Annotated in this window: 21 protein-coding genes and 1 tRNA gene; 18 read left to right on the top strand and 4 right to left on the bottom strand. The window is 41.8% G+C overall.

Going from position 1 to position 22,467, the window contains the following annotated elements; genetic code table 11:
* Positions 1 to 179 precede the first annotated feature (179 nt).
* The 12 genes from metA to D8854_RS06830 all read left to right on the top strand — a co-directional run bounded on the left by metA (position 180) and on the right by D8854_RS06830 (position 11,526).
* Positions 180 to 1,124, top strand: coding sequence for a homoserine O-acetyltransferase MetA (gene metA / locus D8854_RS06885; RefSeq protein WP_001122695.1), 945 nt, complete (start codon positions 180 to 182; stop codon positions 1,122 to 1,124).
* A gap of 8 nt (positions 1,125 to 1,132) precedes the next feature.
* Positions 1,133 to 1,810, top strand: coding sequence for a DnaD domain-containing protein (locus tag D8854_RS06880; protein ID WP_070535625.1), 678 nt, complete (start codon positions 1,133 to 1,135; stop codon positions 1,808 to 1,810).
* A gap of 96 nt (positions 1,811 to 1,906) precedes the next feature.
* Positions 1,907 to 2,665 carry a triose-phosphate isomerase gene (gene tpiA / locus D8854_RS06875; RefSeq protein WP_125450300.1) on the top strand — a complete coding sequence of 253 codons (759 nt, stop codon included), beginning with the start codon at positions 1,907 to 1,909 and terminating at the stop codon, positions 2,663 to 2,665.
* A gap of 178 nt (positions 2,666 to 2,843) precedes the next feature.
* Complete coding sequence (locus tag D8854_RS06870; protein WP_125450299.1) at positions 2,844 to 4,580, top strand: ABC transporter ATP-binding protein; 1,737 nt, start codon at positions 2,844 to 2,846, stop codon at positions 4,578 to 4,580.
* Positions 4,581 to 4,588: 8 nt separating this feature from the next.
* Positions 4,589 to 6,370 (top strand): ABC transporter ATP-binding protein, encoded by a 1,782-nt coding sequence (locus D8854_RS06865; RefSeq protein ID WP_125450298.1) that lies wholly within the window; start codon positions 4,589 to 4,591, stop codon positions 6,368 to 6,370.
* 149 nt (positions 6,371 to 6,519) lie between these two features.
* Positions 6,520 to 7,038 carry a Dps family protein gene (locus D8854_RS06860; RefSeq protein ID WP_084971555.1) on the top strand — a complete coding sequence of 173 codons (519 nt, stop codon included), beginning with the start codon at positions 6,520 to 6,522 and terminating at the stop codon, positions 7,036 to 7,038.
* 210 nt (positions 7,039 to 7,248) lie between these two features.
* On the top strand, positions 7,249 to 7,587 hold the full coding sequence (locus D8854_RS06855; protein ID WP_125416935.1) for a zinc ribbon domain-containing protein YjdM: 339 nt from the start codon (positions 7,249 to 7,251) through the stop codon (positions 7,585 to 7,587).
* A gap of 2 nt (positions 7,588 to 7,589) precedes the next feature.
* The gene (locus D8854_RS06850; RefSeq protein WP_125398889.1) at positions 7,590 to 8,213 is read left to right on the top strand and encodes a Pr6Pr family membrane protein; all 624 of its coding nucleotides are present in this window, start codon (positions 7,590 to 7,592) and stop codon (positions 8,211 to 8,213) included.
* Between the two features lie 112 nt (positions 8,214 to 8,325).
* Positions 8,326 to 9,477 (top strand): MFS transporter, encoded by a 1,152-nt coding sequence (locus D8854_RS06845; protein ID WP_125398888.1) that lies wholly within the window; start codon positions 8,326 to 8,328, stop codon positions 9,475 to 9,477.
* A 97-nt stretch (positions 9,478 to 9,574) separates the two neighbouring features.
* Positions 9,575 to 10,324: a tRNA pseudouridine(38-40) synthase TruA gene (truA, locus tag D8854_RS06840; protein ID WP_125398887.1), complete on the top strand. Its 750-nt coding sequence runs from the start codon at positions 9,575 to 9,577 to the stop codon at positions 10,322 to 10,324.
* Positions 10,314 to 11,087 carry a bifunctional hydroxymethylpyrimidine kinase/phosphomethylpyrimidine kinase gene (locus tag D8854_RS06835; RefSeq protein WP_125450297.1) on the top strand — a complete coding sequence of 258 codons (774 nt, stop codon included), beginning with the start codon at positions 10,314 to 10,316 and terminating at the stop codon, positions 11,085 to 11,087. Before truA ends, D8854_RS06835 begins: the two co-directional genes overlap by 11 nt.
* Positions 11,065 to 11,526, top strand: coding sequence for an ECF transporter S component (locus tag D8854_RS06830; protein WP_084971565.1), 462 nt, complete (start codon positions 11,065 to 11,067; stop codon positions 11,524 to 11,526). The genes D8854_RS06835 and D8854_RS06830 overlap by 23 nt, the downstream gene beginning before the upstream one ends.
* Before the next feature lie 42 nt (positions 11,527 to 11,568).
* Here D8854_RS06830 and D8854_RS06825 read toward each other — a convergent pair whose 3' ends face one another.
* The 4 genes from D8854_RS06825 to D8854_RS06810 all read right to left on the bottom strand — a co-directional run bounded on the left by D8854_RS06825 (position 11,569) and on the right by D8854_RS06810 (position 16,319).
* Positions 11,569 to 12,651 (bottom strand): M24 family metallopeptidase, encoded by a 1,083-nt coding sequence (locus D8854_RS06825; RefSeq protein WP_125398883.1) that lies wholly within the window; start codon positions 12,649 to 12,651, stop codon positions 11,569 to 11,571.
* A 127-nt stretch (positions 12,652 to 12,778) separates the two neighbouring features.
* The gene (gene gatD / locus D8854_RS06820; RefSeq protein WP_125398882.1) at positions 12,779 to 13,561 is read right to left on the bottom strand and encodes a lipid II isoglutaminyl synthase subunit GatD; all 783 of its coding nucleotides are present in this window, start codon (positions 13,559 to 13,561) and stop codon (positions 12,779 to 12,781) included.
* Complete coding sequence (gene murT, locus D8854_RS06815; protein ID WP_125450296.1) at positions 13,561 to 14,904, bottom strand: lipid II isoglutaminyl synthase subunit MurT; 1,344 nt, start codon at positions 14,902 to 14,904, stop codon at positions 13,561 to 13,563. The genes gatD and murT overlap by 1 nt, the downstream gene beginning before the upstream one ends.
* 98 nt (positions 14,905 to 15,002) lie before the next feature.
* Positions 15,003 to 16,319 carry an FAD-containing oxidoreductase gene (locus D8854_RS06810; protein ID WP_125450295.1) on the bottom strand — a complete coding sequence of 439 codons (1,317 nt, stop codon included), beginning with the start codon at positions 16,317 to 16,319 and terminating at the stop codon, positions 15,003 to 15,005.
* A 316-nt stretch (positions 16,320 to 16,635) separates the two neighbouring features.
* Here D8854_RS06810 and D8854_RS06805 point away from each other — a divergent pair, with 316 nt between their 5' ends.
* The 6 genes from D8854_RS06805 (at position 16,636) to vex2 (ending at position 22,455) form a co-directional block, all read left to right on the top strand.
* Positions 16,636 to 18,213 (top strand): DEAD/DEAH box helicase, encoded by a 1,578-nt coding sequence (locus tag D8854_RS06805; protein WP_125450294.1) that lies wholly within the window; start codon positions 16,636 to 16,638, stop codon positions 18,211 to 18,213.
* Between the two features lie 280 nt (positions 18,214 to 18,493).
* The gene (codY, locus tag D8854_RS06800) at positions 18,494 to 19,282 is read left to right on the top strand and encodes a GTP-sensing pleiotropic transcriptional regulator CodY (RefSeq protein ID WP_004243007.1); all 789 of its coding nucleotides are present in this window, start codon (positions 18,494 to 18,496) and stop codon (positions 19,280 to 19,282) included.
* Positions 19,282 to 19,857 (top strand): cysteine hydrolase family protein, encoded by a 576-nt coding sequence (locus D8854_RS06795; RefSeq protein WP_125450293.1) that lies wholly within the window; start codon positions 19,282 to 19,284, stop codon positions 19,855 to 19,857. Before codY ends, D8854_RS06795 begins: the two co-directional genes overlap by 1 nt.
* Before the next feature lie 80 nt (positions 19,858 to 19,937).
* Positions 19,938 to 20,023, top strand: a tRNA-Leu gene (locus D8854_RS06790).
* Positions 20,024 to 20,403: 380 nt separating this feature from the next.
* On the top strand, positions 20,404 to 21,681 hold the full coding sequence (locus tag D8854_RS06785) for an ABC transporter permease (RefSeq protein WP_125450292.1): 1,278 nt from the start codon (positions 20,404 to 20,406) through the stop codon (positions 21,679 to 21,681).
* A 126-nt stretch (positions 21,682 to 21,807) separates the two neighbouring features.
* Positions 21,808 to 22,455, top strand: coding sequence for an ABC transporter ATP-binding subunit Vex2 (gene vex2, locus D8854_RS06780; RefSeq protein WP_000173736.1), 648 nt, complete (start codon positions 21,808 to 21,810; stop codon positions 22,453 to 22,455).
* Positions 22,456 to 22,467: the final 12 nt, after the last annotated feature.

Below are 22,467 nucleotides of genomic sequence, written 5' to 3'. Positions count from 1 at the left end.
AAAAACAGTCCTTGGGGCTGTTTTCTCTTCATCTGCTATATAAACAAACTATAGCTAGTTAGAGAAAAACTATAATTGAAAACTATATCTTCTTGCAGTATAATAAAAGGACTAAGTGTTTGAGATTTGACTTCAAACACATTCAATTATTTCTAAAAGAGTACAGTTAGGAGAAGGTTATGCCGATTAGAATTGATAAAAAATTGCCAGCTGTTGAGATTTTACGGACAGAGAATATCTTTGTCATGGATGATCAACGTGCGGCCCACCAAGATATCCGTCCCTTGAAAATTTTGATTTTAAACCTAATGCCCAAAAAAGTGGTCACAGAGACCCAGTTGTTACGGCATTTAGCAAATACTCCTTTGCAATTGGACATAGACTTTCTCTATATGGAGAGCCACCGTTCCAAGACGACTCGTGCAGAGCATATGGAGACTTTTTATAAAACTTTTCCTGAAGTCAAGGACGAGTATTTTGATGGGATGATTATCACAGGGGCTCCGATTGAGCATTTACCATTTGAGGAAGTGGACTATTGGGAGGAATTCAGTCAGGTGCTTGAGTGGTCCAAGACCCATGTCTATTCGACCCTTCATATCTGCTGGGGTGCCCAAGCAGGTCTTTATGCTCGCTATGGAGTTGATAAACACCAGATGGAGCAGAAATTGTCAGGCATTTACCCGCAGGATACCTTGAAAGAGGGCCATCTTCTCTTTCGTGGTTTTGATGATAGCTATGTAGCTCCCCATTCTCGTTATACAGAAATCTATAAGGAAGAGATATTAGGAAAAACCAATCTGGAAATCCTCTCTGAGGGTGAACAAGTCGGCGTTTCTATTTTAGCCAGTCGGGATCTTCGTGAGATTTATAGTTTTGGTCATTTAGAATATGACCGTGATACTCTAGCAAAAGAGTATTTTCGTGATTGTGAGGCAGGACTTGATCCTCACATTCCGGAAAATTACTTCAAAAATGATGATGTGAATGAGACACCGTGTCTTTGTTGGTCTTCATCAGCTGCCCTCTTTTTCAGTAATTGGGTTAACTATGCTGTTTATCAGGAAACCCCCTTTGACTGGAAAAAGGTAGAGGATGACGCAGCTTCATTTGGATATTTATAAGAGGAATTATGACATATTTTGACGCTTTTAAATCAGGGAACTTGGTTTTGCCAAGTGCCCTGCTCTTGCATTTTAAGGAACTCTTTCCTTCCAGCGAAGATTTTCTCGTTTGGCAATTTTTCTATCTACAAAACACCACAGCCTTAGGAGATGTTTCGCCTAGCCAGATTGCTGAAATCATTGGGAAAGAAGTGGCAGATGTCAACCAATCCATTTCGAATTTGACTGAAAATGGTTTGCTACAATATCGGACCATTGAACTAAATGGGGAAATTGAGCTGATTTTTGATGCTAGTTTGGCTTTTGAACGCTTGGATAGCTTGCTAGACAACCAAACTCCAGATACAACTGCCCCCAACCCGCAGAATCAATTGAAGGATCTGGTTGAAACTTTTCAGCAAGAATTGGGACGCTTATTAACACCATTTGAAATCGAAGATCTTTCTAAGACTGTCAAAGAAGACGGAGTTAAGGCGGATTTGATCAAGGAAGCTCTCCGAGAGGCTGTTCTCAATGGCAAGCCAAACTGGAAATATATTCAGGCAATCCTACGAAACTGGCGCCATGAAGGAATTCAGTCTGTGGCTCAGGTAGAGGCCAAACGAGCAGAGCGAGAAGCGAACAATCCCAAACAAGTTCAGGCTTCAGCTGATTTCCTCGATGCCATGAATTTGTGGCAAGATTAGTCGCTTGAAAAATCTTGAAAATTAGAGTAAGATTTGCAAGCTCTTTATAAATATGATAGAATAATAGTGAATAAAATGAAAAAAGAGGTATGTGAAATGTCACGTAAACCATTTATCGCTGGTAACTGGAAAATGAACAAAAATCCAGAAGAAGCAAAAGCATTCGTTGAAGCCGTTGCCTCAAAACTTCCTTCATCAGACCTTGTTGAAGCAGGTATCGCAGCTCCTGCAGTTGATTTGACAGCTGTTCTTGCTGCTGCTAAAGGTTCAAACCTTAAAGTTGCTGCTCAAAACTGCTACTTTGAAAATGCAGGTGCTTTCACTGGTGAAACTAGCCCACAAGTTTTGAATGAAATCGGTACTGACTACGTTGTTATCGGTCACTCAGAGCGTCGTGACTACTTCCATGAAACTGACGAAGATATCAATAAAAAAGCAAAAGCAATCTTTGCAAATGGTATGCTTCCAATCATCTGTTGTGGTGAATCACTTGAAACTTACGAAGCTGGTAAAGCTGCTGAATTCGTAGGTGCCCAAGTATCTGCTGCTTTGGCTGGATTGACTGCTGAACAAGTTGCTGCATCAGTTATCGCTTATGAGCCAATCTGGGCTATCGGTACTGGTAAATCAGCTTCACAAGACGACGCACAAAAAATGTGTAAAGTTGTACGTGACGTTGTAGCGGCTGACTTTGGTCAAGAAGTTGCGGACAAAGTTCGTGTTCAATACGGTGGTTCAGTTAAACCTGAAAACGTTGCTTCATACATGGCTTGCCCAGACGTTGACGGTGCCCTTGTTGGTGGTGCGTCACTTGAAGCTGAAAGCTTCTTGGCCTTGCTTGACTTTGTAAAATAATCTAGGTTTTTCCAGACAGACAGTCAAAAGTACTAGGTGACTTTGACTGCCTGTCTTATTTTTACTTGGAGTATTCTTGTGAAAGAGAAATTTTCTGGTCTAGGAAAATTCCTTAGGGAAGGAAAGGCGTGCGGATGCGCGCTCTTTTCTGTATCAAAAAGTTATGAAAGGAGGAGTCATGCTTTATATTTGGTCTTATTTGAAAAAATATCCCAAGTGGTTATTCTTGGATTTCTTTGGCGCTATTTTCTTTGTTATCGTCAATCTTGGACTGCCAACTGTTCTGGCTAGGATGATTGATGAAGGTGTGAATAAAGGGAATGAACATCAATTGTATGTTTGGGCCGCTATTATGCTGGTGATTATCCTATGTGGAACCTTAGGGCGTGTAGTCTTGGCCTACGCAGCTAGTAAGCTGACGACCAATATGGTCAAGGATATGAGGGATGATCTCTATGCCAAATTACAAGAGTATTCCCATCATGAATATGAAAAGATAGGAGTATCTTCACTGGTTACTCGTATCACCAGTGATGCCTTTGTTCTCATGCAGTTTGCAGAACAGACCTTAAAACTGGGTGTCATTACTCCCATGATGATGTTGTCTAGTATTTTAATGATCTTTTTGACCAGCCCGTCATTAGCTTGGATAGTAGCTTTTGCAGTACCTTTCTTGGCTGTGGTGGTTATTTATGTGGCTGTCAAGACTCGCCCTTTGTCAGAAAAACAGCAGGCTACCTTAGACAAGATCAATCAATACGTTAGAGAAAATCTGATGGGACTCCGTGTCATTCGTGCCTTTGCCCGTGAGGAGTTTCAAGTGGAACGCTTTGCAGGGCAAAATGCGGTCTATGCAGCTAATTCCAATCGTCTGTTTAAACTAACCGGTTTGACGGAACCTTTGTTTGTTCAGATTATCATTGCCATGATTGTGGCTATTGTCTGGTTCGCTCTGGACCCTATCAAACAAGGTTCTTTGCAAATTGGGGATCTGGTGGCCTTTATCGAATATAGCTTCCACGCCCTCTTGTCCTTCCTTTTCTTATCTAATCTCTTCACCATGTACCCTCGTACAGCCGTTTCGAGTGAACGTTTGAAAGAAGTCATGGATATGCCGATTTCTATTGATCCCAATGAAGGAGGTGTCAGAGAGACAGCAACCCACGGCTATTTGGAATTTGAAAATGTCACCTTTGCCTATCCTGGTGAGACGGAAAATCCTGTTTTGCACAATATTTCTTTCAGTGCTAAACCAGGTGAAACCATTGCCTTTATCGGATCGACCGGATCTGGTAAATCCTCTCTTGTGCAATTGATCCCTCGTTTTTACGATGTCACGCTTGGGAAAATCAAGGTTGATGGTGTCGATGTGAGGGATTACCGCCTCAAGTCTCTCCGTCAAAAGATTGGTTTTATTCCGCAGAAGGCCTTGCTCTTTACAGGAACTATCGCTGAAAATATCCGCTATGGGAAGGAAGATGCTAGTCACAAAGACCTACATCAGGCAGCAGATGTGGCGCAAGCCAAAGATTTTATCGAAAGCCGAGAAGAAGGCTTTGCGACCCATCTAGCTGAAGGTGGAAGCAACCTTTCTGGAGGACAGAAACAACGTCTCTCAATTGCCAGAGCGGTTATAAAGAATCCTGATATCTATATTTTTGACGATTCTTTCTCAGCCTTGGATTATCGCACAGATGCCATTCTACGCCGTCGTCTCAAGGAAGTAACTCAAAATGCTACAGTCTTAATCGTTGCCCAACGTGTTGGGACCATTATGGATGCGGACCAGATTATCGTTCTTGATAAGGGAGAAATCGTAGGTCGCGGTCGACATGAGGAATTGATGAAGACAAATGACATCTATCGTGAAATTGCTGAGTCGCAGTTGAAAAATGCATCTCTAACAGAAGAATAGGAGGAAACATGAAAACACAATCTAGTTTGGCTCGTTTGTGGAGCTATTTAAAAGCCTACCGTTTTTCTGTCTTTTTTGCAGTCTTTCTAAAAGTTTTAAGTGTGGTCATGAGTGTCTTGGAGCCTTTTGTCTTGGGGCTGGCCATTACGGAGTTGACAAAGAATCTCTTAGATATGGCTAAGGGTCTTTCAGGTGCTGGTATCAATACTGGCTACATCGGAACAGTTTTAATCATTTACCTCTTTAGAGGTTTCTTGTATGAACTTGGGTCTTATTATTCCAACTATTTCATGACCAATGCGGTCCAGTCCATGACCCAAGATCTGCGAAATGAAATGACTGAAAAGATCAATCGTATCCCTGTGTCTTTCTTTGACAAACACCAGTTTGGTGATTTATTGGGACGCTTTACCAGTGATGTTGAGACAGTTTCCAATGCCCTTCAGCAGTCTTTTCTTCAAATTGTAAATGCCCTTTTGACGATTGTCCTCGTCATGGGAATGGTATTATACTTAAACTTTCAGCTGGCTATAGTGGTGATTCTATCCATTCCAGTGACCTATTTTGGTGCAAGAAGTATCCTGAAACGTTCTCAGCCTTATTTTAAAGAGCAGGCGGCTATTTTAGGACGGATGAATGGCTACGTGCAGGAAAATCTCACAGGTTTTAATGTCTTGAAACTCTATGGTCGTGAGGAAACTTCTCATAAAGAATTTTCTGAGATTACGGACGACCTCCAACGTGTTGGCTTTAAAGCCAGCTTTATCTCTGGACTCATGATGCCAGCTCTCCATGCCGTATCAGACTTGACCTATCTGATCGTTGCAGTTCTTGGTGGTTTGCAGGTTATTGCGGGCCGTTTGACAGTGGGGAATATGCAGGCCTTTGTTCAGTATGTTTGGCAGGTTAGCCAGCCTATCCAAAACATCACACAACTTGCGGGTCAAATGCAAAGTGCCAAGTCTTCGCTCGATCGTATCTTCGATATCTTGGATGAGACAGAGGAAGTCGAGGGAGAAGAACTCGAAATCCTTGAACCCTTAACAGGTCAGGTAACTTTCAAGCAGGTTGACTTCCAGTATGTTGAAAACAAACCATTGATTCGAGACTTTAATCTGGAAGTTCAACCGGGAGAGATGGTGGCGATTGTTGGTCCTACTGGAGCTGGTAAGACGACCTTGATCAATCTGCTTATGCGCTTTTACGATGTCACAGCAGGCGCAATCTTGGTTGACGGGCAGGATATTCGCCAGTTATCACGACAAGACTACCGCCGTCAGTTTGGGATGGTCTTGCAGGATGCTTGGCTCTACGAAGGTACTATCAAAGAAAACCTACGTTTTGGAAATCTTGACGCCAGTGATGAGGATATTGTAGAGGCTGCCAAAGCGGCAAATGTAGACCACTTTATCCGAACTCTTCCTGGTGGTTACAACATGGAGATGAACCAAGAGTCGAGCAATATTTCCCTCGGGCAAAAGCAACTCTTGACCATCGCGCGTGCTCTCCTAGCCAATCCTAAAATTCTTATTCTGGATGAAGCGACTTCCTCAGTTGATACCCGTTTGGAACTCTTGATTCAAAAGGCTATGAAACGCTTGATGAAGGGAAGAACCAGCTTTGTCATCGCCCACCGTCTCTCTACCATTCAAGAAGCGGATAAGATTCTCGTTCTTAAGGATGGACAGATTATTGAGCAGGGAAATCATGAAAGCTTGCTCCAAGAAAAAGGCTTTTATTATGATCTGTACCAAAGCCAATTTTCAAGCAAATCCAATCAAGTCAGCTAATCAAAGCTGTCCAGATTTTTCTTAAATTATCAGTCTATTAAAACTTTTCTCAGATAGTACACTTTCCTTGCTATCGTTTTATGATAGTAGTATACTTATACTATAACCACTAATAAGAAGGTTATAAAAAATGAAAAGAGGTAAGAAATATGGTTGAATTGAAAAAAGAAGCAGTAAAAGACGTAACAACATTATCTAAAGCAGCGCCAGTAGCATTGGCTAAAACAAAGGAAGTATTGAACCAAGCAGTAGCGGACTTGTATGTGGCTCACATCGCCCTTCACCAAGTTCACTGGTATATGCGTGGCCGTGGCTTCCTCGTTTGGCATCCAAAAATGGATGAATACATGGACAGTCTTGATGGCTATCTTGACGAAATTAGCGAACGCTTGATTACTCTTGGTGGCAAACCTTACTCAACTTTGACAGAATTCCTTCAACACAGTGAAATCGAAGAAGAAGAAGGAGAATTCCGTAACGTCGAAGAAAGCTTGGAACGTGTTCTAGCTATTTATCGCTACCTCATCACTCTTTTCCAAAAAGCTTTGGATGTAACTGACGAAGAAGGCGATGATGTTACAAACGATATCTTTGTTGGGGCTAAGGCTGAACTTGAGAAAACAGTCTGGATGCTTACAGCAGAACTTGGACAAGCTCCTGGTTTGTAAGATATAGTTGCTACCCCTTTTATCATGAGGTGCTTGATAAGTGCCCATGACAAATCATCTTTTAAAAGTCATGTAACTGTAAAAAGGTGCATGACTTTTTTTGTCTGCTGGACTTCGGACACATTGTCAAAAGTAGGATTTTACGGTATAATAGTTGCTGTTCAATAATATATGAATTTCAAAGAATAATTGATAGTTTAAGGAGGACTTATGAACAACTTACCAAATTGCCCAAAATGTAATTCAGAATATGTCTATGAAGACGGAAGTCTCTTGGTCTGCCCAGAGTGTGCCTATGAGTGGAACCCTGCTGAAGTCGCAGAAGTAGAAGAAGGTGTTATCGCTATCGATGCCAATGGAAATAAATTGGCTGATGGTGATACTGTAACCCTCATCAAGGACTTGAAAGTAAAAGGTGCGCCAAAGGATTTGAAACAAGGAACTCGTGTTAAAAATATTCGTATCGTAGAAGGTGACCACAACATCGACTGTAAGATTGATGGTTTTGGAGCTATGAAACTCAAGTCAGAGTTTGTTAAGAAAATCTAGCCATGAAACTGAATTACAAATTTATCTTTTATAGTCGTGTGCTCTTGTTCTTAGCGGCATTTACAGGAGTTTATTTGGAGATTACCAAGCATGGTGGTTTTGGTATGCTCCTTTACTACACAGTGTTGTCTAATCTTTTGGTAACGATTTTCACGGGTTATCTGCTCCGTGTGATGAGCCGTTCAGGTGAAAATTGGCAAAGTCCGACCTTGCTTCGTCTCAAGGGTGGCGTTACCATGAGTATCATGATTACCTGTGTGATTTACCATTTTATGCTTGCTCCGATAGCGACAGACTTTTATCGTGTGGAGAATTTCCTTTGCCACTATATCGTTCCACTCTGGTTTTTAGCCGATACCCTCTTCTTCGATAAACAGGGTCAATACAAGATCTGGGATCCAGTCTTGTGGACCATCTTGCCCTTGGTTTATATGATTTTTGCCTTGTTTAACGGCCTGGTCTTAAAACTCAATATTCCGAATTCCAAGGACAATCCCTTCCCTTATTTCTTTTTAAATGTGAATAAGGGTTGGGACGTGGTTATCAAATGGTGTTTGATCATTTTTATGGCGTATATGGTTGCAGGCTTTATCTTCTATCTGATCAAGCAAATCAAGCGAAAATAGTCTTCCTATTAGGAAAGTTAGGACGGAGTCTCTAGTTCAATCGGGCTCCTTCTTTTCTTGCCATCTTCCTTTTAAAAGGATCAACAGTGAGAAATATACAGAAAGAAAATCTATGAAACAATTTTTAGAACGGGTTAGTATTTTGGCCCTATCCCTCGTTTTGATTACCTCCTTTTCCATCTCAAGTGCTCTGCCAGCCATGTTTGACTACTATCAGGGCTATCCCAAAGAACAAATCGAGCTCTTGGTCAGCCTTCCTTCTTTTGGGATTATGATTATGCTGATTTTAAATGGGTTTTTGGAACGTTTGTTTCCTGAGCGTCTTCAAATTAGTCTAGGGCTTCTCATCCTCTCTATTGGGGGAACAGCCCCCTTCTGGTATCAGGATTATAACTTTGTCTTTGCGATGCGGATTTTATTTGGTTTGGGTGTGGGGATGATCAATGCCAAGGCCATTTCCATCATCAGCGAACGCTATCATGGAAAGACACGGATCCAGATGCTGGGTCTCCGCGGATCAGCAGAAGTTGTCGGGGCATCGATTTTGACTCTAGTGGTAGGTCAACTCTTATCCTTGGGATGGACAGTGACCTTCTTGGCCTACAGTGCGGGATTTTTAGTATTGATCCTTTATCTGCTCTTTGTCCCTTATGGGAAAGAAAAGAAAGAAACAAAGAAAAAAGAGGCCGAAACGACTCGTTTGACGGGACAGATGAAGGGCTTAATTTTTCTATTGGCTGTCGAAGCAGCAGTTGTTGTCTGCACCAATACAGCTATCACCATTCGTATTCCTAGTTTGATGGTGGAAAGAGATCTAGGGGATGCCCAGTTATCGAGCTTGGTTTTAAGTATCATGCAGTTGATTGGGATTGTGGCTGGCGTGAGTTTTTCTTTCTTGATTTCTCTCTTTAAAGAAAGATTGCTCCTTTGGTCAGGCATTACCTTTGGATTGGGGCAGATTGTGATAGCTTTGTCTCCGTCATTGGGTGTGATGGTAGTTGGAAGTATTGTGGCAGGTTTTGCCTACAGCGTAGCCTTGACCACTGTCTTTCAGCTTCTTTCTGAAAGAATTCCAGCTAAACTTCTTAATCAGGCAACGTCTTTCGCAGTGCTAGGATGTAGCTTTGGAGCCTTTACGACACCTTTCATTCTTGGGGCGATTGGCTTGGTGACTCAAAACGGTATGTTGGTCTTCACCATTCTAGGATGCTGGTTGATTGTCACTTCTATCTTTGTTATGTACGCACTTCAAAAGAGAGCTTAGGATTGGTTTCCTAAGTTTTTTTTTGGGAATTTTGTACCCATACAATTTTTGGTTTTTAAACTTGTTTACACTTTTATTTCCTGATAAAATAGAAGTTATGACAAGATATAAAGCAACTATTTCTTATGATGGTTTTGCCTTTGCCGGTTTTCAGCGCCAGCCTCATGCGCGGAGCGTTCAAGAGGAAATTGAGAAAACCTTAACGAGACTCAATAAGGGGCAAGCCATCACTGTTCACGGTGCTGGTAGGACGGATAGTGGGGTCCATGCTCTGGGACAGGTCATTCATTTTGATCTGCCCTATCAGATGGATGAGGAAAAACTCCGTTTTGCTCTGGATACCCAGTCACCAGAAGATATTGATGTGATTTCAATTGAGCTTGTGGCGGATGATTTTCATTGCCGTTATGCAAAACATAGCAAGACCTATGAGTTTATCGTGGATAGGGGGCGTCCCAAAAATCCTATGCGCCGTCACTATGCCACTCACTTTCCCTATCCCCTCGATGTGGAGCGGATGCAGGAGGCCATCAAAAAGCTAGAGGGAACTCATGATTTTACCGGTTTTACAGCGTCTGGTACCAGTGTAGAGGACAAGGTTCGAACTATTACAGAAGCCAGCCTTAGTGTTGATGAGACAGGGCAGTTTTTGACCTTTACCTTCTCTGGGAATGGTTTTCTTTACAAACAGATTCGCAATATGGTGGGGACTCTTCTCAAGATCGGAAACAACCGCATGCCTGTAGAGCAGATTGACTTGATCTTGGAGAAAAAAGACAGGCAACTTGCAGGCCCCACAGCAGCACCAAATGGCTTGTATTTGAAGGAGATTCATTATGAAGAATAATCGTATTTTAGCCCTTTCTGGGAATGATATTTTTAGTGGTGGTGGTTTATCAGCTGATCTGGCTACCTATACCTTGAACGGCTTGCATGGCTTTGTAGCTGTAACTTGTTTGACGGCCTTGACCGAAAAGGGCTTTGAAGTCTTCCCTACGAATGATACTATTTTTCAACATGAGTTGAATAGCTTACGTGATGTCGAGTTTGCAGGAATTAAGATTGGTCTTCTCCCTACTGTCAGTGTGGCTGAGAAGGCCTTGGACTTTATCAAGCAACGTCCAGGAGTGCCTGTAGTTCTAGATCCAGTCTTGGTCTGTAAGGAAACGCACGATGTAGCTGTCAGTGAACTCTGTCAAGAGTTGATTCGCTTTTTCCCTCATGTCAGTGTGATTACGCCAAATCTTCCTGAAGCAGAATTATTAGCTGGTCAGGAAATTAAAACCTTGGAAGACATGAAAGCTGCAGCGCAGAAATTGCATGAATTAGGAGCGCCAGCAGTCATTATCAAGGGAGGCAATCGCCTTAGTCAGGAAACGGCTGTAGATGTCTTTTATGATGGACAAATCTTTACAGTCCTAGAAAATTCCGTTATTCAAGGCCAAAATGCCGGTGCAGGATGTACCTTTGCCTCAAGCATTGCCAGTCACCTAGTCAAAGGTGATGACCTTTTAACAGCGGTAGAGAGTTCTAAAGCTTTCGTTTACCGTGCTATTGCACAAGCAGATCAATATGGAGTAAGACAATATGAAGCAAACCAAAACAACTAAAATCGCCCTAGTATCTATCTTAACAGCCCTATCCGTAGCTTTAGGTTATGTGGTGAAAATCCCAACAGCTACTGGAATCCTCACTTTTTTGGATGCTGGAATTTTCTTTACCGCCTTTTATTTTGGGCGCCGTGAAGGAGCTATCGTTGGAGGTCTAGGAGGTTTTATCATTGACCTTATTTCAGGTTATCCTCACTGGATGATCTTCAGCTTGATTTTCCATGGTTCACAGGGCTATTTTGCAGGTTTTAAAGGCAAATGGCAATGGTTAGGCCTTGTCTTGGCTACTATCGTCATGGTAGCTGGTTATGCCTTCGCTACTGCTTGGATGAAGGGATGGGGTATAGCTCTGGCAGATGTTCCTCACAATTTATTGCAGAATTTTGTTGGAATGTTTGCAGGATTTCTTCTCTATCAAAGTATTAAAAAGATAAAATAAAAAAGTCAGCTATTTGAGAGCTGACTTTTTGCTTGTCTAGATTTAATCAAAATAAAGCAAATCTTTGCTGGTGCTTGTAAAGAGGTCAAAGCCATCCTTGGTAACAACACCACAGTCTTCGATGCGGACACCGACTTTACCAGGGATATAGATACCAGGTTCAACAGAGAAGCACATGCCTTCTTCAATGACCATGTCATTTCCTTCCATGATAGATGGGAATTCGTGGACATCCATACCGATACCGTGACCGAGACGGTGGTTGAAGTACTCACCATAACCAGCTTTTTCAATGACTTCACGGGCAGCGCGGTCCACTTCATGGGCAGTCACACCTGGCTTGATAAAGTCAAGAGCAGCTTGTTGGGCTTCAAGGGTCAAGTTGTAGATATCTTTTTTGAATTGGTCTGGTTTGCCGACAGCGACCGTACGAGTCATATCTGAGGCGTAGCCATTAACCATAACACCGAGGTCAAAGAGGAGAAGAGCATCATTTTCAACCTTGTTAGCTGCTGGAATGCCGTGTGGATTTGCAGCGTTATCGCCAGTCAAGACCATAGTATCAAAGCTCATTTCATAGCCTTCACGTTTCATAGCAAAGTCGATTTGGGCAATGATATCTGTTTCAGTCTTATCAAGAGAAATGTTGTCAAAACCAACTTTGACAGCTTTATCAGCATAGAGACCTGCAACCATCATTTTTTGCACTTCATCAGCTGATTTGATGAGGCGCATGCGTTGGATGCGAGGAGTGAGATTTTCAAACTCAGCAGTTTCAAAAACTGTTTTCAAGCCATGGTATTTGGTCAAGATGAGATTATCAAACTCAACAGCGACACGTTTGAAGTCGTGCTGAGGCAAAGCGTTTTTGATTTTTTGCCATGGATTTTCAGAATCCACATAGCCCACAACTGGGAAGGAAACGGTGCTGGTTGCACGCTCCACTTCAAGGGCTGGGACAAAAAGGAGAGGTTCCCGGTCCGCTAAGACAAAAAGGAACATTTGGCGTTCATGGGGATCACTGTAAAAGCCAGTGAGATAATTAATAGTGACGGGGTCAGATACGACAGCGACGTCTAGTTTTTCTGATTCAAGATATGTTACGATTTGTTGTAATTTAGACATATGCTACCTTCTTTCTACCCCTCTATTTTGGCAAAAAAAGAGAGAAAATGCAAGGAAGAAGGGTAAAAGAACAGGCAAAAAGAACTCCGATATGATAGCGGAGTTCTTTGATATAGTTTTCCTTAATTTAAGAAAAGTCAGCCTTGCTTTTCACGTCACTGTATTCTTCAGCGATTTCTTGACTGAGAATATCTTCATAGGCAGGGAGATGGATATCCTGACCGTATTTCTTCTTGAGGGCAGTAGTAACTAGGCGATAAGCTAGATTGGCATTACGAGAGAGGATAGGTCCGTGGAAGTAGGAACCAAAGACATTCTTATAATGAACCCCTTCGCCGATTTTTTCTTCGTTATTTCCATTTCCATAGACAACCAGTCCCAGTGGTTTTTGGTCATCTGAGAGGAAGGTGCGGCCTTGGTGATTTTCAAAGCCATAGTAGGTTTCATCGAAGTCTTCATTGTGAATCTTGATGTCACCGATAAAGCGATTATTGGTCTGGTTGAGGGTGTAGTGGCCCATGACCCCTAGCCCTTCTATGCGTTTCCCTGAAGCCTCAACATAATATTGCCCCAAAAGTTGGAAACCACCACAGATGGCTAGAACTACTCCGTCGTTTTGGATGTAGTTGTCAATGCTCTCTTTTTTAGCAGGCAGGTCGCTAGCGATGATACTTTGTTCAAAGTCTTGACCTCCACCGAAAAAGGCGATATCATAGTGATTTTCGTCAAAATCATCATGGAGAGAAACGATGTCAACTGTCACATGAGCTCCCAGTTTTTCAGCCACATACTTGAGCATGAGGATGTTTCCATTGTCTCCGTAGGTATTCATGAGATTTCCATAGAGGTGGGCGATGTTGAGCTGATAAGGGTAGTTGCCAGCTTTTGAGGAAAGTGAAGTATAAACCATTAGTTCATCTCCTTTCTAACAATCTGACGACTAGCCAGCAGTTCGCGGAATTCAAGCATAGCAGTATAGGTAGCTAGGATATAGGCATGTTTGCAGTCTTGGTTCTCAATGGTCTTGAGAACTTGTTCCAGATTGCTTGTTTCAGTGATTTTCTCAGCTGGATAGCCTGTCACTCGTAGACGTCGCGCGATTTCAGAATGACGAACACCACCAGCGTTGATTTCAGGAATGTCCATGTCAGCAATTTGTTCAAAGTCAGCATCCCAGATCCAGCTAGTATCAATCCCATCAGCATAGTTGGCGTTGAGAAGGACAGATAGGCTAAATGGATAAGGCGCTAGTTTGATCATCTCGATAGCCTGAGTTGCACCGACTGGATTTTTAATCAAGACAAGGGTGCATTCCTTATCGCCGATATGGAAGGTTTCCTGGCGTCCAAAGACAGCACGGCTCTTGTCAAATCCTTGCTTGATGAGTTGTGAATCAGCCCCGAGGAAACGGGCGATAGCAACCGCAGCTAGTGCATTGTAGATGTTGTAAAGCCCACCGATTTGGATGCCGTATTCTTGGCCGTCAATGACAAAGCGGGAGCGATTGTTGGTCAACTCAACCAATTCTGTCAGACGGTAGTCCAAGTCAGGACGTTTGCAACCACAATTTTCACAGATATAGGCACCTAAGTTGGCATAAGTATTGAGTTCATATTTCAGAATACTTTGACAGTCTGGGCAGAGAATACCTTCGGTATTGTAGTGAGCCAGTTGGGCTGGCCCTTTTTCCAAGTCAAAACCAAAATACTGTACAGGATTTGGAATAGCTGGTTTGTAGAAAAGCGGACTGTCACCATTTAGGAGAACAGTAGCCGTAGGCACCTTACGGATGGCATCTAAAATCATCTTATAAGTCGTATAAATCTCACCGTAGCGGTCCATTTGGTCACGGAAAATATTAGTGATAACAAAAAGACTAGGCTGGATATAGTCACAAATACGAGATAGGCTGGCTTCGTCAATTTCAAGGACGGCAATATTTTTCCCAGTTTTAGACGATTTGGCAGTCAAGAAGGTCGTTGCAATCCCTGTGATCATGTTGGCACCACTAGGATTGGTTAGAACCTGACCATAAACTTCTTTTAAAATGCCGACAGTGAGGGCAGTTGTCAGGGTTTTGCCATTGGTTCCAGTGACCACGACAATTTCGTAGTTCTTAGCTAGATTTTGTAAAATATCTTTATCAAATTGAAGGGCGAGTTTTCCTGGGAGCGTACTTCCACGGCCAAGACGGCTCAAGATGAAGTGAGATGAACGCCCAGCAAGAAGGCCCAAAGTAGTTTTTAATTTCATGTTTCTATTATATCATAAAAGCTTGAAAAGATAGAATTGAGATTTTGGATAAGAAAAAACAACCCTAGAAGGGTTGTTTTTCATAAGTTTATCTTAGCTTAAATCGCAAACAAGTCATTCAAGTTTTCAGCCAAGGTTGGGTGAGTGAAGATTTGTTTTGTGAAGTAAGTGTAAGGGATCTTGTTGTCCATAGCAACAGTAATGATATTGATGATTTCTTGAGAACCTTCAGAGAAGATAGTTGCCCCGAGAATTTCTTTGGTTTCAGTGTTGACAACTGCTTTGAAAGCTCCACGAAGGTCACCATTTACATGACCGCGAGGCATTGCTGCAACAGGGATTTCCTTCACTGCATATGGAAGTTTCAAATCTGCTGCTTGGCTTTCAGTCAAGCCAACTTGTGAAAGTGCAGGTGTGATGAACATGGTGTTTGGCACATTGAGACGGTCTTCAAGAGTGTAGCTACCATCTCCAGCAAGGTAGCTGTAGACAACACGGAAGTCATCTAGTGAAATGTAGGTAAATTGAAGTCCACCGTTGACATCTCCGACTGCAAAGACGCCAGGGACGTTTGTTTGGCAGTGTTTGTCAACCTTGATCGCCCCACGTTCAGTTAGTTCAATGTCAGTATTTACAAGTTTAAGAGGCTCAACATTTGGTTTGCGTCCTGTTGCGTAGAGAAGGGCATCGAAACGGTAGGTTTCTTTTTCAGTTACGACAAGGACTTGGTCGCCATCATTTTTGATTTCAGTAGTATGGATGTTTTGAAGCAATTCGATTCCGTCTTCTTCCATGTACTGTTTAGCAAGAGCAGCGATAGAAGGTTCAGCACGAGGCAAGAAAGTATCCAAAGCGTCTAAGACGGTTACCTTGCTTCCAAGTTTGTTGTAGAGACCTGCAAATTCAAGACCGATATTTCCTCCACCGAGGATACCAAGTTTTTCAGGCAATTTGTCCAAGTTTTGGATTCCTGTTGAGTCAAAGACGTTCTTACTTGTAGCAAGACCTGGGATTGGTAATACATTTGAAACAGCACCAGTGTTGATGACGATAGTTTCAGCTGTTAGTTCTTGTTTTTCATCACCAGCTTGAATTTCGATGACTTTATTAGAAACAAAGTGAGCTTCAGCATCAATGATATCAACGCCTGTACCAGCAATAGTCGCATAGTTTTTACCATTGAGACGGCCAGTGATGGTATTTTTGGTAGCAATGACTTCTTCAAAAGACAAATCTTTCTCAGCAGCAACTAGCAAGGTTTTAGTTGGGATACATCCGATGTTGATACAAGTTCCACCGTACATAGCTTTGCTACGTTCAACGAGGGCAACTTTTTTGCCAGATGAAGCCAATTTAGCAGCTAGTGTTTTCCCAGCTTTACCAAATCCAATAACGATTAAATCATAAGTTAACATTTCTATTTCCTCCTGTTAGATTTTCATTCTAGCACAAGAAAAAAACTTTTGCACAAATCTGCTACGGGAGAAATGAACTATATAAGGATGTATTTATATTTATGGAAAATCGTTTACATGATTTTCCTAATGGATTCTACTATCTTTTGCCTCTCTCTTGTGTTATACTAGATAAGTTGCAAAGAACTAGTACTTTTCTTTCGTGGAAAAGAAGCAACACGGTATCTCATTTTTAGATGAAGATACGTCATGAAAAGAAAAGTATATACTACGCGCTATAGGATGGCTTCGCACCATCTTTAGAAAGAAGAAAAACGTGAAATTTAATGAATTTAACTTGTCTGCTGATTTGCTAGCAGAGATTGAAAAAGCTGGTTTTGTAGAAGCCAGTCCCATCCAAGAACAGACCATTCCATTGGCCCTCGAAGGAAAAGACGTTATTGGTCAAGCTCAGACAGGTACAGGAAAAACTGCAGCTTTTGGCTTGCCAACCCTTGAAAAAATCCGTACAGAAGAAGCGACCATCCAAGCCTTGGTCATCGCTCCAACTCGTGAACTCGCTGTCCAAAGTCAAGAGGAACTTTTCCGCTTTGGTCGTAGTAAGGGAGTGAAAGTTCGCTCAGTTTACGGTGGTTCCAGCATTGAAAAACAAATCAAGGCCCTTAAATCTGGTGCCCACATCGTGGTAGGAACACCAGGCCGTCTCTTGGACTTGATTAAACGCAAGGCCTTGAAATTACAAGATATTGAAACTCTTATCCTTGACGAAGCGGATGAAATGCTCAACATGGGCTTCCTTGAAGACATTGAAGCCATCATTTCCCGTGTCCCTGAAAATCGTCAAACCTTGCTCTTTTCAGCAACCATGCCAGATGCTATCAAACGTATTGGTGTTCAGTTTATGAAAGAACCTGAGCATGTCAAGATTGCTGCTAAAGAATTGACTACAGAACTAGTAGACCAATACTATATCCGTGTCAAGGAACAAGAAAAATTTGATACTATGACACGTCTTATGGATGTGGAACAACCAGAACTTGCTATCGTATTTGGTCGTACCAAACGCCGTGTGGATGAATTGACTCGTGGACTTAAAATCCGTGGCTTCCGTGCAGAAGGGATTCATGGAGATTTGGACCAAAATAAACGTCTCCGCGTCCTTCGTGATTTTAAAAATGGGAACCTTGATGTACTTGTTGCGACAGACGTGGCAGCGCGTGGTTTGGATATCTCAGGTGTGACCCATGTCTACAACTACGATATTCCACAAGATCCTGAAAGTTATGTTCACCGTATCGGTCGTACAGGTCGTGCTGGTAAGTCAGGTCAATCTATTACTTTCGTAGCGCCAAATGAAATGGGCTACCTTCAAATTATTGAAAACTTGACTAAGAAACGCATGAAAGGCTTGAAACCAGCGACAGCAGAAGAAGCCTTCCAAGCTAAGAAACAAGTAGCGCTCAAGAAAATCGAACGAGACTTCGCAGACGAAGCCATTCGTGGGAACTTTGAGAAATTTGCTAAAGATGCTCGTAAGTTAGCTGCCGAATTTAGTCCAGAAGAATTGGCTATGTATATCTTGAGCCTGACAGTCCAAGATCCAGACAGCCTTCCTGAAGTGGAGATTGCGCGTGAAAAACCACTGCCATTTAAACCATCAGGTAATGGCTTTGCTGGCAAAGCTAAGGGAGGTCGAGGAGGCCGTCGTGGAGACGACCGTCGAGACCGTGATCGCCGTGGCAATGGTCGTCGTGATGAGTTCAAGAAAGGTAGTCGTGGAAACGACCATTTTGATAAAGACAAACGTTACCGTAATAAAGACAATAAAAAACCTCGCAACACTTCAAGTGAAAAGAAAACAGGCTTTGTTATTCGTAACAAAGGAGACAAATAAGAAAAAGCGGTTCAAAATGAATCGCTTTTTTATATAAGGAGACCGATAGTAAAAGAAGATGTATAAAAGTAAAGGAAAGGTGAGATGGGAAGGGGAACTTTAATCCATCTTCTTATAATATTATTATATAAAAATCCAAACAGAATGTCAATAAAAAATTGCTATTTTTATAAAATATTTTTGCTTTTAAAAATTGCAATTCAATAAGCAATTTTCAGATAATTATTGAAATAAAGACTTTTCTATGTTATAATGGAAGCGATTATATGCGAGGTAAAAAATGGCACATTTATTAGAAAAAACAAGAAAAATTACATCAATTTTAAAACGCTCAGAAGAGCAAATGCAGGATGAACTTCCATACAATGCCATTACACGTCAACTAGCAGACATTATTGATTGCAATGCCTGCATTGTCAATAGCAAGGGTCGTCTTTTGGGCTACTTTATGCGCTATAAAACTAATACAGACCGTGTAGAGCAGTTTTTCCAAACCAAGACGTTCCCAGATGACTATGTACAAGGGGCAAACATGATCTACGATACGGAAGCCAATCTTCCTATTGAACATGATTTGACCATTTTTCCTGTAGAGAGCCGTGCGGATTTTCCAGATGGTTTGACAACCATTGCTCCCATTCATGTATCAGGGATTCGCCTAGGTTCCTTGATTATTTGGCGCAATGACAAGAAATTTGAAGATGAGGATTTGATTCTTGTTGAGATTGCGAGCACGGTTGTGGGGATTCAACTGTTGAACTTCCAACGTGAAGAAGATGAGAAAAATATTCGCCGTCGTACCGCTGTTACCATGGCGGTCAATACCCTTTCTTACTCAGAACTTCGTGCTGTTTCAGCTATTTTATCTGAGCTAAATGGAAATGAAGGACAACTAACTGCATCGGTCATTGCAGATCGTATCGGTATCACGCGCTCAGTGATCGTCAATGCTCTCCGTAAGCTAGAGTCGGCAGGAATTATTGAAAGCCGTTCACTAGGAATGAAGGGAACATATCTCAAGGTATTGATTTCAGATATCTTTGAGGAAGTGAAAAAGAGGGACTACTAATGGTAAAGGCTTTAATCTCGATTGACTATACAGAGGATTTCGTAGCAGACTATGGAAAGCTAACTGCTGGAGCACCCGCTCAAGCAATATCAAAAGCCATTGATCAGGTAACCAGATTAGCTTTTGATCGTGGAGACTATGTCTTTTTCACCATTGATGCTCATGAGGAAGGGGATGATTTTCATCCTGAGAGTAAACTTTTCCCACCTCACAACATCATTGGAACTAGTGGTCGCAACTTGTATGGAAAACTAGCCGATTTTTACCAAGCCCATGCTTCTGATAGTCGTGTCTTTTGGATGGACAAGCGTCACTATTCAGCGTTTTCAGGAACAGACCTAGATATTCGTTTGCGGGAACGTCGGGTTGATACAGTCATTTTGACCGGTGTACTGACTGACATTTGCGTTCTTCATACGGCTATTGATGCCTATAATTTAGGTTATCAAATTGAGATTGTCAAGCCCGCAGTTGCCTCTATCTGGCCGGAAAATCACCAGTTTGCTCTTGGACATTTTAAGAATACTCTGGGAGCCAAATTGTTGGATGAAAATCTTGATGAAATTAAAGAATGATTCCCTTGGAAAAATGAAAAAAATCTGAAAAAAGTGTTGACAAAGATTTTGAAAGTTGATATACTAGTAAAGTAATCGACGCGGGGATGGCGGAATTGGCAGACGCGCAGGACTAAGGATCCTGTGACCGCTTTAGGTCGTGAGGGTTCAAGTCCCTCTCTCCGCATAGGATAAGAGTTAGCTTTGGCTAGCTCTTTTTATTTTTAAAAAGAAGGCTAGAGGACGCATTTTGGATATCGGAAGGTATTGGGCATCAAGAACTATTATTTTATGAGAAAGTTTGAACCGTTTTTTTCCATTTGGTCTTGTTCAGAATTTTCTCAGACACAAGTCAGAAAATGAAGAACTTAGGAGATGGGAAAATACTAAGCTGAAAGACGGTGCCAGCATTTATAAAATGGAGTATATTTTTGATTGATAAAATGCATTCTATATGAGAAAAGTTAGCGTTCGCTAGCTTTTTTGTTTTTTTCAAAAAAATTTTTCGATTTCATAAACATTTCATATTTGGATTTTATAATAGTCTTACAAATATGGAGGTGACAAATGAATCCAATCCAAAGAGCTTGGGCTTATGTCAGCAGAAAACGACTGAGAAGTTTTATTTTATTTCTGATTTTATTTGTCCTTTTGGCAGGAATTTCAGCCTGTTTGACTCTGATGAAGTCCAACAAAACAGTAGAAAGCAATCTTTACAAATCACTCAATACATCTTTTTCTATCAAAAAGATAGAAAATGGACAGACCTTCAAATTGTCTGACCTAGCATCCGTGAGCAAGATTAAGGGACTGGAAAATGTCTCTCCTGAACTCGAAACGGTCGCAAAACTGAAAGACAAGGAAGCGGTGAGTGGTGAGCAGAGTGTCGAACGCGATGATTTGTCAGCAGCGGACAAGAACTTGGTTAGCTTAACGGCTCTTGAAGATTCATCCAAGGATGTCACCTTTACCAGTTCGGCTTTCAATCTAAAAGAAGGGCGACACCTTCAAAAAGGAGACTCTAAGAAAATCCTTATTCACGAAGAGTTGGCTAAGAAGAACGGTCTTTCGCTTCATGACAAGATTGGCTTGGATGCTGGTCAGTCCGAAGCTGGAAAAGGGCAAACAGTAGAGTTTGAGATTGTAGGCATCTTTTCTGGTAAAAAACAAGAAAAGTTCACAGGCTTGTCTTCTGACTTCAGTGAAAACCAGGTCTTTACAGACTATGAAAGCAGCCAAACGCTTCTGGGAAATAGTGAACCGCAAGTCAGTGCAGCGCGCTTCTATGTAGAAAATCCTAAGGAAATGGACGGACTCATGAAGCAGGTGGAAAACTTGGCTTTAGAAAGTCAAGGTTACCAAGTTGAGAAGGAAAACAAGGCCTTTGAACAAATCAAAGACTCAGTTGCAACCTTCCAAACCTTCCTCACCATCTTCCTTTATGGGATGTTGATAGCAGGAGCAGGAGCCTTAATTTTGGTCTTGTCCCTCTGGTTGAGAGAAAGGGTCTACGAAGTGGGAATTCTTCTGGCACTTGGAAAAGGCAAGAGTTCGATCTTCCTCCAGTTCTGTTTAGAGGTAGTTTTGGTATCTCTCGGAGCTTTGCTTCCAGCATTTGTTGCAGGAAACGCCATTACATCCTATCTACTCCAAACTGTACTAGCCAGTGGAGATCAGGCAACCTTACAGGACACGCTGGCCAAAGCAAGCGGTCTATCAACCAGTCTCCTATCCTTTGTAGAATCCTATGTATTTCTGCTCCTGATTGGTTGCTTGTCTGTAGCCCTTTGTTTCCTATTCTTATTTAGAAAATCGCCTAAGGAAATTTTATCATCTATTAGTTAATACTCTTCGAAAATCTCTTTAAACCGTGTCAGTCTTATCTGCAACCTCAAAGCTGTGCTTTGAGCAACCTGCGGTTAGCTTTCTAGTTTAATCTTTGATTTTCATTGAGTATAAGAAGGAGAAATCATGACTTTATTACAATTGCAAGATGTTACCTACCGTTATAAGAACACTGCTGAGGCAGTTTTATATCAGATCAAGTATAATTTTGAACCTGGAAAATTTTATAGTATCATTGGTGAGTCAGGAGCTGGAAAATCCACTCTCTTGTCTCTACTGGCTGGTCTAGATAGCCCTGTTGAAGGTTCTATCCTTTTTCAAGGAGAGGACATTCGGAACAAGGGATACTCTTACCATCGTATGCACCATATTTCCCTGGTCTTTCAAAATTATAACTTGATAGATTATCTTTCTCCGCTGGAAAATATCCGCTTGGTCAACAAAAAGGCAAGCAAGGATACGCTTCTTGAGCTTGGTTTGGATGAAAGTCAGATCAAGCGGAATGTTCTCCAGTTATCAGGTGGTCAACAACAACGTGTAGCCATCGCTCGCAGTTTGGTATCAGAAGCTCCGGTTATTCTAGCTGATGAGCCAACAGGAAATCTGGATCCTAAAACTGCTGGAGATATTATCGAACTGCTCAAATCACTTGCCGAGAAAACAGGTAAATGTGTGATCGTCGTCACCCACAGTAAAGAAGTGGCACAAGCGTCAGATATTACACTTGAATTGAAGAATAAGAAACTAACTGAAACTCGCAATACTACAAAATAAGATGAGCTTGTT

The organism is Streptococcus mitis, from assembly GCF_003943905.1.
Classification (GTDB): Bacteria; Bacillota; Bacilli; order Lactobacillales; family Streptococcaceae; genus Streptococcus; species Streptococcus mitis_BC.
Note: the sequence above shows the minus strand (reverse complement) of the source record. Positions and strands in the feature narration are given on the sequence as shown.